This is a genomic window from Pseudomonas trutticola BRTCR10 (assembly GCF_056155105.1).
Map to the genome: position 1 here is coordinate 1,919,959 of NZ_CM149552.1, position 12,271 is coordinate 1,932,229.

At 57.1% G+C, this 12,271-nt stretch carries 13 protein-coding genes; 10 read left to right on the forward strand and 3 right to left on the reverse strand.

Features of this window, described 5'->3' with window-relative positions:
• Positions 1–140: 140 nt before the first annotated feature.
• The 5 genes from sucC (at position 141) to ACVVH8_RS08625 (ending at position 5,292) form a co-directional block, all read left to right on the forward strand.
• Entirely contained in the window at positions 141–1,307 is a 1,167-nt protein-coding gene (sucC, locus tag ACVVH8_RS08605) for an ADP-forming succinate--CoA ligase subunit beta (RefSeq protein ID WP_007919879.1), read from the forward strand.
• On the forward strand, positions 1,307–2,188 hold the full coding sequence (gene sucD, locus ACVVH8_RS08610) for a succinate--CoA ligase subunit alpha (protein ID WP_007919877.1): 882 nt from the start codon (positions 1,307–1,309) through the stop codon (positions 2,186–2,188). The genes sucC and sucD overlap by 1 nt, the downstream gene beginning before the upstream one ends.
• Positions 2,189–2,668: 480 nt before the next feature.
• Positions 2,669–3,982, forward strand: coding sequence for a branched-chain amino acid transport system II carrier protein (brnQ, locus tag ACVVH8_RS08615; protein WP_103307281.1), 1,314 nt, complete (start codon positions 2,669–2,671; stop codon positions 3,980–3,982).
• A 171-nt stretch (positions 3,983–4,153) separates the two neighbouring features.
• Positions 4,154–4,891: a DUF599 domain-containing protein gene (locus ACVVH8_RS08620; protein WP_103307280.1), complete on the forward strand. Its 738-nt coding sequence runs from the start codon at positions 4,154–4,156 to the stop codon at positions 4,889–4,891.
• Entirely contained in the window at positions 4,891–5,292 is a 402-nt protein-coding gene (locus ACVVH8_RS08625; protein WP_475229495.1) for an MAPEG family protein, read from the forward strand. The genes ACVVH8_RS08620 and ACVVH8_RS08625 overlap by 1 nt, the downstream gene beginning before the upstream one ends.
• 75 nt (positions 5,293–5,367) lie before the next feature.
• Here the strand turns inward: ACVVH8_RS08625 and ACVVH8_RS08630 are convergent, their stop codons facing one another.
• Entirely contained in the window at positions 5,368–5,604 is a 237-nt protein-coding gene (locus ACVVH8_RS08630; protein WP_007962865.1) for a hypothetical protein, read from the reverse strand.
• Between the two features lie 158 nt (positions 5,605–5,762).
• Here ACVVH8_RS08630 and ACVVH8_RS08635 point away from each other — a divergent pair, with 158 nt between their 5' ends.
• From ACVVH8_RS08635 to ACVVH8_RS08650, 4 genes are all read left to right on the forward strand, one after another.
• The gene (locus ACVVH8_RS08635; RefSeq protein WP_103307278.1) at positions 5,763–6,239 is read left to right on the forward strand and encodes a PaaI family thioesterase; all 477 of its coding nucleotides are present in this window, start codon (positions 5,763–5,765) and stop codon (positions 6,237–6,239) included.
• The gene (locus tag ACVVH8_RS08640; protein ID WP_103307277.1) at positions 6,236–6,688 is read left to right on the forward strand and encodes a PaaI family thioesterase; all 453 of its coding nucleotides are present in this window, start codon (positions 6,236–6,238) and stop codon (positions 6,686–6,688) included. The genes ACVVH8_RS08635 and ACVVH8_RS08640 overlap by 4 nt, the downstream gene beginning before the upstream one ends.
• A gap of 82 nt (positions 6,689–6,770) precedes the next feature.
• Positions 6,771–8,675 carry a molecular chaperone HtpG gene (gene htpG, locus ACVVH8_RS08645; RefSeq protein WP_026000821.1) on the forward strand — a complete coding sequence of 635 codons (1,905 nt, stop codon included), beginning with the start codon at positions 6,771–6,773 and terminating at the stop codon, positions 8,673–8,675.
• A 69-nt stretch (positions 8,676–8,744) separates the two neighbouring features.
• Positions 8,745–9,473, forward strand: a complete 729-nt coding sequence (locus ACVVH8_RS08650; protein WP_213027979.1) for a dienelactone hydrolase family protein — start codon at positions 8,745–8,747, stop codon at positions 9,471–9,473.
• A gap of 157 nt (positions 9,474–9,630) precedes the next feature.
• Here ACVVH8_RS08650 and ACVVH8_RS08655 read toward each other — a convergent pair whose 3' ends face one another.
• Positions 9,631–10,494 carry a pirin family protein gene (locus ACVVH8_RS08655; protein WP_475229498.1) on the reverse strand — a complete coding sequence of 288 codons (864 nt, stop codon included), beginning with the start codon at positions 10,492–10,494 and terminating at the stop codon, positions 9,631–9,633.
• Between the two features lie 61 nt (positions 10,495–10,555).
• The gene (locus tag ACVVH8_RS08660) at positions 10,556–10,972 is read right to left on the reverse strand and encodes an OsmC family protein (protein ID WP_475229500.1); all 417 of its coding nucleotides are present in this window, start codon (positions 10,970–10,972) and stop codon (positions 10,556–10,558) included.
• A 129-nt stretch (positions 10,973–11,101) separates the two neighbouring features.
• Between ACVVH8_RS08660 and ACVVH8_RS08665 the strand changes: the two genes are divergently transcribed.
• A complete protein-coding gene (locus ACVVH8_RS08665; RefSeq protein ID WP_475229503.1) occupies positions 11,102–12,157 on the forward strand; it encodes an amidohydrolase family protein in 1,056 nt (351 codons plus the stop codon).
• Positions 12,158–12,271: the final 114 nt, after the last annotated feature.

Consider the following 12,271-nt stretch of genomic DNA (forward strand, 5'->3'; position numbering starts at 1 on the left):
CGCGGAATGTCCGCTGGACGCAGTCTTGCGTAGCTGCACCGGGTATCCGGAAAGGCTACGCAAGCAGCAGTCACAGGTGGCGCGGCACTCAAATGAGCGCAGCGCCGAATGCGCAGTACCTAACGAAGACGGTAAAAAGCATGAATCTTCACGAGTATCAGGGTAAGCAGCTGTTCGCTGAATACGGCCTGCCAGTTTCCACTGGTTACGCAGTAGACACCCCGGAAGCAGCAGCAGAAGCTTGCGACAAAATCGGCGGCAGCGAGTGGGTTGTCAAAGCCCAGGTCCACGCCGGTGGTCGCGGTAAAGCGGGCGGCGTTAAGCTGGTTCGCAGCAAAGAAGACGCCAAAGCCTTCGCACAGCAGTGGCTGGGCAAGCGTCTGGTGACTTACCAGACTGACGCCAATGGCCAGCCAGTCACCAAGATCCTGGTTGAATCGTGCACTGATATCGCTAAAGAGCTGTACCTGGGCGCTGTCGTTGACCGTTCGAGCCGTCGCATCGTGTTCATGGCTTCCACCGAAGGTGGCGTGGACATCGAGAAAATCGCTCACGACACTCCAGAAAAAATTCTCAAGGCCACTATCGATCCACTGGTTGGCGCTCAGCCATTCCAGGGTCGCGAGCTGGCATTCCAGCTGGGTCTGGAAGGCAAGCAGGTTGCTCAGTTCGCCAAGATCTTCGTAGGTCTGGCCAAACTGTTCAAGGATCACGACCTGGCTCTGCTGGAAGTGAACCCGCTGGTGATCAAGGCTGACGGCGATCTGCACTGCCTGGACGCCAAGATCAACATCGACGCCAACGCAATGTACCGTCAGCCTAAGCTGAAGACTTTCCACGATCCGTCGCAAGACGATCCGCGCGAAGCGCACGCTGCCAAGTTCGAACTGAACTACGTAGCACTGGAAGGCAACATCGGCTGCATGGTCAACGGTGCTGGCCTGGCCATGGGTACCATGGACATCGTCAACCTGCATGGCGGCAAGCCAGCCAACTTCCTCGACGTAGGTGGTGGTGCTACCAAAGAACGCGTTACCGAAGCGTTCAAGATCATCCTGTCCGACACCAACGTCGCTGCAGTACTGGTCAACATCTTCGGCGGCATCGTTCGCTGCGACATGATTGCCGAAGGCATCATCGGCGCTGTGAAAGAAGTCGGCGTGAAAATCCCGGTTGTTGTTCGCCTTGAAGGCAACAACGCTGAGCTGGGCGCTAAAGTACTGGCAGAAAGCGGTTTGAACATCATCGCTGCTACCAGCCTGACCGACGCTGCTCAACAAGTTGTCAAAGCTGCGGAGGGCAAATAATGAGCGTCCTGATCAATAAAGACACCAAAGTTATCTGCCAGGGTATTACCGGTTCGCAAGGTAGTTTCCACACCCAGCAAGCCATCGAATACGGCACCAAGATGGTTGGTGGCGTAACTCCAGGCAAGGGCGGCACCGAGCACCTGGGTCTGCCAGTGTTCAACACCGTCAAAGACGCAGTAGCGGCCACTGGCGCTACCGCCAGCGTGATCTACGTTCCGGCTCCTTTCTGCAAAGATTCGATCCTGGAAGCTGCTTTCGGCGGCATCAAGCTGATCGTCTGCATCACCGAAGGCATTCCTACCCTGGACATGCTGGACGCTAAAGTTAAGTGCGACGAGCTGGGCGTAGTCCTGATCGGCCCTAACTGCCCAGGCGTGATCACCCCAGGCGAATGCAAGATCGGCATCATGCCAGGTCACATTCACTTGCCAGGCAAGGTCGGTATCGTTTCGCGTTCCGGCACCCTGACCTACGAAGCTGTGAAGCAGACCACTGACGCCGGTTTCGGTCAGTCGACTTGCGTCGGCATCGGTGGTGACCCGATCCCGGGTTCGAACTTCATCGACATCCTGAAGCTGTTCCAGGAAGACCCGAAGACCGAAGCGATCGTAATGATCGGCGAGATCGGCGGTTCGGCTGAAGAAGAAGCGGCTGCCTACATCAAGGCACACGTGACCAAGCCGGTTGTTTCCTACATCGCTGGTGTGACTGCTCCTCCGGGCAAGCGCATGGGCCATGCTGGCGCAATCATCTCTGGCGGCAAAGGCACTGCAGACGAGAAATTCGCTGCTCTGCAAGACGCAGGCGTAAAAACCGTGCGTTCGCTGGCAGACATCGGCAAGGCCCTGGCCGAGCTGACTGGTTGGGCTGTCAAGTAAGCCTCGTGCTTAGCTGACGCTTTACCAAACAAAGGCCACCTTCGGGTGGCCTTTGTCGTTTCTGGCATTTAGAGCGATAGAAGGGCTTCTGTGGCGAGGGGATTTATCCCCGATGGGCTGCGAAGCGGCTCCAAACCCGATGTATCCAGCCAATCGAAAAGCGCTAGAAGTTCTCAATCAGGGCTGCTTCGGCCCATCGGGGATAAATCCCCTCACTACAGGGTTCGTGCTCTACCTACAGAGTTCCATGTAGGAAAAATAGATACGTAAACGCGACAAAGACACGTCGCGTATCGGATAGTTCGCCCCCAAACAGTGCGTTTGTCAGACAAATTCGTTAGGCTAGCAGCCATTTTTGCGTCTGCCGCCCACAAGGCATGCAACGCGCTAAACGGGTTGATCCCATACGGATCGACAGCATTTCCCTAACCCCACAGGGAAATCCCCTCCTAAATTCCGATTCAGAGTGTGGTTTCCTTAATGAAAGTTTTGAAAGGTCAGGACATCCTGGCACTTGGTTTTATGACATTTGCCCTGTTCGTCGGGGCCGGTAACATCATCTTCCCGCCTATCGTCGGTTTGCAGGCCGGACCTCACGTCTGGATGGCGGCGCTCGGCTTCCTGATCACCGCTGTCGGCTTGCCGGTGATCACCGTCGTTGCACTGGCCAAGGTCGGTGGGGCGATGGATGCGCTGAGCAGCCCGATCGGCAAGATCGCTGGCGGCATTCTGGCTGCCGCGTGCTATCTGGCGGTCGGTCCGCTGTTCGCGACACCGCGTACCGCGACCGTGTCGTTCGAAGTGGGCCTGGCGCCGCTGACCGGCGAAAGCCCGCTGGCGCTGTTCCTCTACAGCTCGGTGTACTTCCTGCTGGTGTTCTTCATCTCGCTCTACCCGGGCCGTTTGCTGGACACCGTGGGGCGCTTCCTCGCGCCGCTGAAAATCATCGCCCTGGCGGTACTGGGCATTGCGGCATTCGCCTTGCCGGCCGGTGATATTGGTCAAGGCACAGCGGAATACGTGGCGGCACCGTTCTCCCAGGGTTTCATCAATGGTTACCTGACCATGGATACCCTCGGCGCCCTGGTGTTCGGTATCGTCATCGTTAACGCGATCCGCTCCCGTGGCGTCGAGTCGCCTGCGCTGATCACCCGTTACGCGATCATCGCCGGGTTGATTGCCGGTGTCGGTCTGGCGCTGGTGTATGTCAGCCTGTTCCGCCTCGGGTCCGGTAGCCACGAAGTGGCGGTCGGTGCTACCAACGGCGCGGCGGTATTGCACGCTTATGTGCAACACACCTTCGGTTCGCTGGGCAGCGGTTTCCTCGCGGTGCTGATCTCGCTGGCGTGCCTGGTGACGGCGGTTGGCCTGACCTGCGCCTGTGCCGAATACTTCAGCGGTGTGGTGCCGCTGTCTTACAAGACGCTGGTGATCATCCTGGCAGCGTTCTCGCTGCTGGTGTCCAACCTGGGCCTGACCAAGCTGATTGCGTTTTCGATCCCGGTGCTCACCGCGATCTATCCGCCATGCATCGTGCTGGTGGCACTGAGCTTCTGCAAAGACTTCTGGCATGAGCATGGCCGCATTCTCGGCCCGGTAATGCTGGTGTCCTTCCTGTTCGGCACCATCGATGCACTCAAGGGCGCCGGTCTCGCTGACTGGATGCCTTCGCAACTGTCCCACTTGCCGCTGAGCGAGCAGGGCCTGGCATGGCTGGTGCCGTGCGTGATGACCCTGGTGGTCGCGGTGGTTTGCGATCGTCTGCTGGGCAAGCGTAGCGAAGCCATTGCTTAAAGCTTCGTGATCCGCCACAAGCGGGTTTACAACGCTTAAACAGAAATGCCCCGTATCAATCGATACGGGGCATTTTTTATGGGCGTCAGGCAGTGTCTTTTTCCCTGAGCTAACGTCGAAGCACTGCACAGGTTTTACCTGGAACAGCTTCCATTCATCACAGGGACCCGCATGTCGTTCATCCACGCCAACCTGATCCACCTGCTCGCCGCACTCTGGTTTGTCATCTGCTGGGGCGGTTACACCCGCTACGCCAGCTGGAAGGCTCGCGACACCGCGTGTCTGGCCAGCGTGTTGCATCTCTACCGCGAAGACTGGATGCGCCGCATGTTGCTGCGCGACAACCGCATTGCCGACGCCAGCGTGATCGGCAATCTGGAGCGCAACGCCTCGTTCTTCGCGTCCAGCACCCTGATCATTCTTGCCGGTATTCTCACCGTGCTCGGTGCCTCCGAGCGGGCGGTGTCGTTGCTGGCTGACATCCCGATGGTGCAGCAGGCCTCACAGGGCATGTCGGAGATCAAGTTGCTGTGCCTGGCGCTGGTGTTCGTCTATGCGTTCTTCACGTTCAGTTGGTGCATGCGCCAGTACAACTTTGCCGCCGTGCTAGTCGGGTCGGCGCCGATGGTGGGTGAACGGCATGTGTCGGAGCAGGAGCGCAAGGCGTTTGCGTCAAGGGCGGCCCGTGTGATTTCGATGGCGGCCAACCAGTTCAACTTTGGTCTGCGTTCCTATTATTTCGGCATGACCATGCTGGCGTGGTTCGTCAGCCCGTGGCTGTTCATGCTGATGAGTGCTGGCGTTGTGCTGGTGTTGTATCGCCGCGAGTTTCATTCCGACGTTCTTGATGTAATGGTCTATACCCCTACAGAAGCGCCCATTCCCGAGGCAAACAAAGAGGTCGTTTGATGAGTATTCCGTTCTGGTGTGTGTTTATCAGTGCGCTGTTGATCTATATCGCGCGCCTGCCGGTGGGCAAGGCCATGAAAGAGCAGGGCGGCTACAACAACCATCTGCCACGCCAACAGCAGGCGCAACTCAGCGGTTATGGGGTCAGAGCGCTGGCGGCGCACCAGAACAGTATCGAAGCATTCATCTTGTTCGCAGTCGGTGTGCTGATGGCGCATACCACGCAAACCCAGGGATGGTTGATCGATGCCTTGGCGATCATCTTTGTGATCGCGAGGATCCTCTATTTGTGGTTCTACCTGGCTGATATTCCAAAGCTGCGCAGTCTGGTCTGGCTGGTGGGCCTGATTTGCTCTTTATTGTTGATGATTAGTCCGACTTTTAGAACTGTGCTGCTCTAAGCGGCATTAGCGACAAATGACAGGCAAAAGAAAACCCGCACTTGGCGGGTTTTCTTTTTTACACCGAAAAGCAAATTATTGCTTTTTGGCGGCTTCTTCTTGAGCAGCTTGATTCGATTCAGCCTGAGCTTTGGCAGCTTCGGCGTTTTCTTTTGCTGCGTCGTTCACTTTATCCTGAGCTTTGTTCATGTCTTGCTGAGCCTGCTCAGCATGTTGGTTGGCATCTTGAGCTTTGTCCTCGGATTTTTTATCGCAGGCAGCGAGACCGAGGGAAGCGGTCAACATCAAGGCAATAGCTAAAGTCTTACGCATGGGGTGTTTCTCCTTATGGAAAATAACTACTGGCCTTAAGAACGTTGCCCGCAACGTTAAGTTCCTCATTTCTTTCAGATATATAAGTTTGTTTTTACACGGAACTTTTGCTGTATTCCTTACTACTGGCAAAAGGCTCTAACGAGAGTAATTATCAAATGGCCGAAAACCCCGTTTTTGAGCGTGCGACGCGATTTCTGTCGGCGTTGCGTCACTGTCAGGTGTTGGGTTTAAAGGTGCACAGCGCCTCAGGCGAGGGGCTGACGGTGATCCTGCCGTACAGTCCGCAAATCGTCGGTAATCCGCAGACTGGTGTCATTCACGGCGGAGCGATCACCTCGTTGATGGACACTGCTTGCGGCATGTCCACCCTGTGCGTGCTGCCGGAATTCGAAGTCTGCCCGACCCTCGACTTGCGCATCGATTACATGCACGCCGCCGAGCCCAACAAGGATGTCTACGGCTTCGCCCAGTGCTATCGGGTCACGACCGATGTGATCTTCGCTCGCGGTTTCGCCTATCAGGATGATCCCGAGCAGCCGATTGCCCATGTCGTCGGCACCTTCATGCGCATGGGCAAAAATATAAAAGGAACAAAAGGTTTCGGCGGTGCCATCAAGAGGGGAGGCCAATGAGCAACGACCTCAAGGAACAACTGCTACAGGCTCATGCGCAGGGAGACTATGCGCCGTTGCTGAAACTGATCCCGTATGCCGGGCTGATTGGCATCGAATGCTCACGCGTCGGTGACGAGCTGCTGTTCAAGCTGCCGGCGAACAAGGACAACATTGGTAACCCTTTACTTCCAGCGATCCACGGTGGGGTGATTGCCGGGTTCATGGAGCTCGCAGCGGCGTTGCATCTATTGATCTTCACTGGTGCGCCGGGTGTGCCGAAGATCATCGACTTTTCCCTTGATTACCTGCGCGCCGGGCAGTTTCGCGACACCTGGGCCAAGTGTCAGGTGTGCCGCCAGGGGCGGCGGGTGGCCAACGTTGCCGTCACGGCCTGGCAAAGCACAGAAAGCGAACCGATTGCCACCGCCCGCGCGCACTTCAAAATTGAAGAGCCCTTGAAATCCTGAACACTGCCCCAAACTCAGATGACAACCCGCCGTAGACCATTTCGGGTCACGGCCACTGCCATCTGATTGGAGTTTGATGACCATGAGTGTGGAAACTCAAAAGGAAACCCTGGGCTTCCAGACCGAGGTAAAGCAGCTGCTGCACCTCATGATCCATTCGCTGTATTCCAACAAGGAAATCTTCCTTCGCGAATTGATCTCGAACGCCTCTGACGCTGTCGACAAGCTGCGCTTCGAAGCCCTGGCCAAGCCTGAGTTGCTCGAAGGTGGCGCAGATCTGAAAATCCGTGTGAGCTTCGACAAGGACGCCAAGACCGTCACTCTCGAAGACAACGGTATCGGCATGAACCGTGACGATGTGATCACCCACCTGGGGACCATCGCCAAGTCGGGCACCGCCGATTTCATGAAGAATCTCTCGGGCGATCAGAAGAAAGATTCGCACCTGATCGGTCAGTTCGGCGTGGGCTTCTACTCGGCGTTCATCGTTGCCGACCAGGTTGACGTGTACAGCCGTCGTGCCGGCACCCCGGCCAGCGAAGGCGTGCACTGGTCGTCGAAAGGCGAGGGCGAATTCGAAGTCGCCACCATCGAAAAACCTGAGCGCGGTACTCGCATCGTTCTGCACCTGAAAGCGGCTGAAGACGAGTTCGCTGATGGCTGGCGTCTGCGCAACATCATCAAGAAATACTCCGACCACATCGCTTTGCCAATCGAGCTGCCGAAAGAAGCGGCTGCTGCCGAAGGCGAAGAAGCCCCGGCCGTTGAATGGGAAACCGTCAACCGCGCCAGCGCCCTGTGGACCCGCCCTCGCACTGAAGTGAAGGACGAGGAATATCAGGAGTTCTACAAACACATCGCCCACGACTTTGAAAACCCGCTGGCCTGGAGCCACAACAAAGTCGAAGGCAAGCTCGAATACAGCTCGCTGCTTTACGTGCCGGCCCGTGCACCGTTCGACCTGTATCAGCGTGAAGCGCCGAAAGGCCTGAAGCTCTACGTGCAGCGCGTTTTCGTGATGGATCAGGCTGAGTCGTTCCTGCCGCTGTACCTGCGCTTCATCAAAGGCGTGGTCGATTCCAACGACCTGTCGCTGAACGTGTCGCGTGAGATCCTGCAGAAAGACCCGATCATCGATTCGATGAAGACCGCGCTGACCAAGCGTGTGTTGGACATGCTGGAAAAACTGGCGAAGAACGAGCCTGAGCAATACAAAGGCTTCTGGAAAAACTTCGGTCAGGTCATGAAAGAAGGCCCGGCAGAAGATTTCGCCAACAAGGAAAAAATCGCCGGTCTGCTGCGTTTCGCATCGACCAATGGCGACGACGGCGAGCAGATCGTCGGTCTGGCCGACTACCTGGCACGCGCCAAGGAAGGTCAGGACAAGATCTACTACCTCACCGGCGAAACCTACGCGCAGGTCAAGAACAGCCCGCACCTGGAAGTCTTCCGCAAGAAAGGCATCGAAGTGCTGCTGCTGACCGACCGCATCGACGAGTGGCTGATGAGCTACCTCAGCGAGTTTGACGGCAAGACTTTTGTCGACGTGGCACGCGGTGACCTCGATCTGGGCAACCTGGACTCGGAAGAGGACAAGAAAGCCGCAGAAGAAGTCGCGAAATCCAAAGAAGGTCTGGTCGAGCGTCTGAAAACCGCGCTGGGCGATTCCGTGGCTGAAGTGCGCGTTTCCCATCGTCTGACCGATTCGCCGGCCATTCTGGCCATTGGCGAGCAGGACCTGGGTCTGCAAATGCGTCAGATCCTCGAAGCCAGCGGTCAGAAGGTGCCGGATTCGAAGCCGATCTTCGAATTCAACCCGAGCCACCCGCTGATCGAGAAACTCGATGGCGAGCAGAGCGAAGAGCGTTTTGGCGACCTGTCGCACATCCTCTTCGATCAGGCAGCCCTCGCGGCTGGCGACAGCTTGAAAGATCCGGCCGCTTATGTGCGCCGCCTGAACAAGCTGCTGGTTGAACTGTCGGTTTGATCACGTTGTAGGAAAAACCCGCTTCGGCGGGTTTTTTCATTCTGGTGTTTAACGAATCAGGAGTCAGAAATGAGCCAAGTCACTGTACGTTCCGTGGTCTATCAGATTGATGGCCAGCCGTATGAAGGTCGTCTGGCGTTCGACGCCGAACATAAAGACGCGCGCCCGGGTCTGTTGATGGCGCCGAACTGGATGGGTGTCAGCGCCGGTGCCGAAGAAATCGCCAAGTCGGTGGCGGCCAAGGGTTACGTGGTGTTGATCGCTGACGTTTACGGCCAGGCTGTGCGTCCGCAGAACGCTGATCAGGCCGGTGCGGCGATGATGCCGCTGAAGGATGACCGCGCATTGCTGCGCAAGCGTATGCAGGCGGCTTTCGAGCAGTTGCAGAAGCAGGGTGAGGCGGCAGTCGATACCTCGAAACTGGCGGTGTTCGGTTTCTGCTTTGGCGGTTGCTGTGCGCTGGATCTGGCGCGCACTGGCGCGGCGGTGAAAGCGGCGGTGTCGTTCCACGGCACACTGGATTCGCCGAACCCGGCCGATGCGAAAAACATCAAAGGCTCGGTGCTGGTGCTGCACGGCGCTTCCGATCCGTTGGTGCCGAAAGAGCAGTTGCCGGCGTTTGAAGATGAGATGAACGCAGCGAACGTCGATTGGCAGTTGCTGAGCTACGGCGGTGCGGTGCATTCGTTCACTGATCCGCATGCGAATGTGCCGGGCAAGATGATGTACGACGCGAAGACTGCCAAGCGCGCTTTCAAGTCGATGCATGATTTGCTGGATGAAGTGTTCAAGGGCTGATTCTGGTGACATCACTCACTTTTGTGATGCCTGACAGGGCCCCATCGCTGGCAAGCCAGCTCCCACAGTTTTCGAGTCGTTTGCAGAATATCTTCTCGACGCGAAAACCTGTGGGAGCTGGCTTGCCAGCGATGACTGACTCACAGGCGACACAGAACTAAGGCAATTCAATCCGCTCAACTTCCCCCGGCACCGTCGGCCAATCCCCGGCCGCCCACTTGCGCCGCGCCTCATCAATTGCCGCCGGATCACTCGCCACAAAATTCCAGTTGATCCGCCGAGGCCCGTCCAGCGGTGCGCCGCCGAATATCACTGCATGTAAATCGCTGTCGGCAAACAGGCTCATCTCTGCCCCGGACGGCAACACCACCAGCGCGTACGGCTCAATCGTTTCGCCATTCAACTGCGCATCACCGCTCAATACATATACCGCCCGTTCCTCATGCTCCGTCGGAATCAGCAGCGTGGTCGCCGTCTGCATCTTCACTTCGGCATACAGCGTAGGAGAAAGCACCGGCACCGGTGATTCCAGGCAAAAGCCTGACCCGGCAATCATGCGAATCTGCACGCCGAGGTTATCGCTGACCGGCAAGGTCGCTGCCGGGTGATGGCTGTAATGTCCGGGGCCCTGCTCGTGATCCTTGGGCGAGGCCAGCCAGATTTGCAGGCCGTGCATCGTGAAGCTCTGCTCCCACAGCGGCTCAGGTGAGCGTTCAACATGAGCGATGGCGCTGCCGGCAGTCATCCAGCTGACATCGCCAGCGCTGACCACCTGATCGGAGCCGAGGCTGTCCTTGTGCTGGATCTGCCCTTCAAACAGATACGTGAGGGTCGACAGACCAATGTGCGGGTGCTGTCGGATGTTCATGCCTTTGCCGGTCGGATACACGGTTTCGAGCATGTGATCAAAAAACACGAAAGGCCCGACGCTACGGCATTTGGCTGACGGCAACGGGCGCAGAATCGGCTGGCCTTCGACGTCTTCGGCGCGCGGGCGGATGATCAGAGGTTGCGTGTCCATGGTGCATTCCAGGCTGAGCGGGTGATGCCAGAAGCATAACCCGCCGCTGGCGCTGTAGTGATTACTGGCTGTCAAAGCCTTGTGGGGCGTGGGTTTCGATGGTCACTTCGCTGGTGGTCATCAGCTTGTGGAGCGGGCAGCGGTCGGCGACGCGCAGCAATTCTTCACGCTGGGCATCGGTCAGCACGCCTTTGAGGGTGAGGGTGACGTGCAGGGCGTATTTGCCTTTCTGCTCCTCACTGTTGTCGCGTTTCACTTCAACACCGACGCCGGTCAACGGGATGTCTTTTTTCTTCGCGTACATCTTCAGGGTCAGCGCTTTGCAGGCACCGAGGGCGGCATCGAAGTAGTCGTGCGGCTCAGGTGCCGAGCCTTCGCCACCGGCGGATTTCGGTACGTCGGCAAACAGTTCGTGGTCATCAATCTGTACGGTGTGACGAAAACCTTCAGCGGAGACGGTATTGACGGTAACGGTCATGGGAACCTCGCAAGCAGTAGGAAAAAGTCGTTCGATCAAAAAAGACCTTGCAGTTATAGAGCATTCCCACCGGTACGCGTTCCACTTTCCTGCGGGATGAACCCTTGTCATCAGGGCGGGGTCTAGGCTATGCCTACTTGTCGGAGATTAATTGTGTCTTTGTTTCGTTTGAGTCTCGCCTGCCTCCTGGTGTTCGCCGGTACTGCCAGCGCCCGCGAATACACCTACAGCGATGCACACCTGCACTTCGTGGATTTTTTCCAGGAAACCGCCGGCATGGCGAAACTGCTGACGGCGATGAAGGAAAACTCCATCGAGCATGTGATGATTTCCGGCATCCCTGTAGCGAAGAAGTGGCACGAAGACGAACCCAAACGCCCACGTTATTACGCCGGCGATGATGCTGATGCCTATTGGTACAGCGCCACCGACGTGATCGTCGCCGACGCCGTACAGAAACTGACACCTGAGCAGCGTCCGTACTTTCATCCATTCCTTTCCGGCTTCAACCCCAACGACAAAAACTCCGCCGCGCACATTCAGCGCATGCTCGATCTGTATCCGGGGTTATGGCAGGGCATTGGCGAAGTATTTACCCGACATGACGATCTTACGGCGCTGACTTCCGGTGACACGCCGCGCGCCAACAATGAGGCCATGACCAAGATTTATCACCTGGCGGCGGAAAACGATTTACCGGTGATGGTGCACTCCAACATCACCTCCAAGCGTGAGAAGAATCCGCTGTACCTGAAGGAAGTCGAGGAGCCGCTGCGTAATCACCCGCACACACGGTTCATCTGGGCCCACGCCGGTACCAGCGCCGAGATTCATCGACACCAGACGCAACTGGATTTTCTCCTGCCCACCCTCACGCGCATGCTTGAGGCTTACCCCAATCTGTTTATCGACTTGTCGTGGAGCATGCTCACGCCCTATCTGCTGGACGAACAGGGCAAGCCGCGACCGGAATGGCTGGCGCTGGTGGAGAAATATTCGGAGCGCTTCATGCTCGGTTCAGACGTCGTAGGGCGTTTCAACAAACTTGGTCAGGAAATGCATAGCTTCAGGCCATTCCTCGACGCATTGCCGGAAGACGTTGCCCGCAAAGTGGCGCGAGATAACTTTTTGGCGATCTTGCCGCGAACGGAGTTCAAGTCCGGCAAAACCGCGCTGAATCGTTAATGCCGAGCGTTCGAAGTATTAAGGCCTTTTGATATCACTTTTTCGTCTTACGCAAATTCTCGCCGGGCCGATACCTTCTACAGCAACCAGCTGCAGGGTTGATGCAGCGCTTTT

Bases quoted from the DNA above. Each gene is read 5' to 3' on its own strand.
- sucC (WP_007919879.1), top strand. From the start codon at position 141: ATGAATCTTCACGAGTATCAGGGTAAGCAGCTGTTCGCTGAATACGGC.
- sucD (WP_007919877.1), top strand. From the start codon at position 1,307: ATGAGCGTCCTGATCAATAAAGACACCAAAGTTATCTGCCAGGGTATT.
- brnQ (WP_103307281.1), top strand. From the start codon at position 2,669: ATGAAAGTTTTGAAAGGTCAGGACATCCTGGCACTTGGTTTTATGACA.
- ACVVH8_RS08620 (WP_103307280.1), top strand. From the start codon at position 4,154: ATGTCGTTCATCCACGCCAACCTGATCCACCTGCTCGCCGCACTCTGG.
- ACVVH8_RS08625 (WP_475229495.1), top strand. From the start codon at position 4,891: ATGAGTATTCCGTTCTGGTGTGTGTTTATCAGTGCGCTGTTGATCTAT.
- ACVVH8_RS08630 (WP_007962865.1), bottom strand. From the start codon at position 5,604: ATGCGTAAGACTTTAGCTATTGCCTTGATGTTGACCGCTTCCCTCGGT.
- ACVVH8_RS08635 (WP_103307278.1), top strand. From the start codon at position 5,763: ATGGCCGAAAACCCCGTTTTTGAGCGTGCGACGCGATTTCTGTCGGCG.
- ACVVH8_RS08640 (WP_103307277.1), top strand. From the start codon at position 6,236: ATGAGCAACGACCTCAAGGAACAACTGCTACAGGCTCATGCGCAGGGA.
- htpG (WP_026000821.1), top strand. From the start codon at position 6,771: ATGAGTGTGGAAACTCAAAAGGAAACCCTGGGCTTCCAGACCGAGGTA.
- ACVVH8_RS08650 (WP_213027979.1), top strand. From the start codon at position 8,745: ATGAGCCAAGTCACTGTACGTTCCGTGGTCTATCAGATTGATGGCCAG.
- ACVVH8_RS08655 (WP_475229498.1), bottom strand. From the start codon at position 10,494: ATGGACACGCAACCTCTGATCATCCGCCCGCGCGCCGAAGACGTCGAA.
- ACVVH8_RS08660 (WP_475229500.1), bottom strand. From the start codon at position 10,972: ATGACCGTTACCGTCAATACCGTCTCCGCTGAAGGTTTTCGTCACACC.
- ACVVH8_RS08665 (WP_475229503.1), top strand. From the start codon at position 11,102: ATGCCTACTTGTCGGAGATTAATTGTGTCTTTGTTTCGTTTGAGTCTC.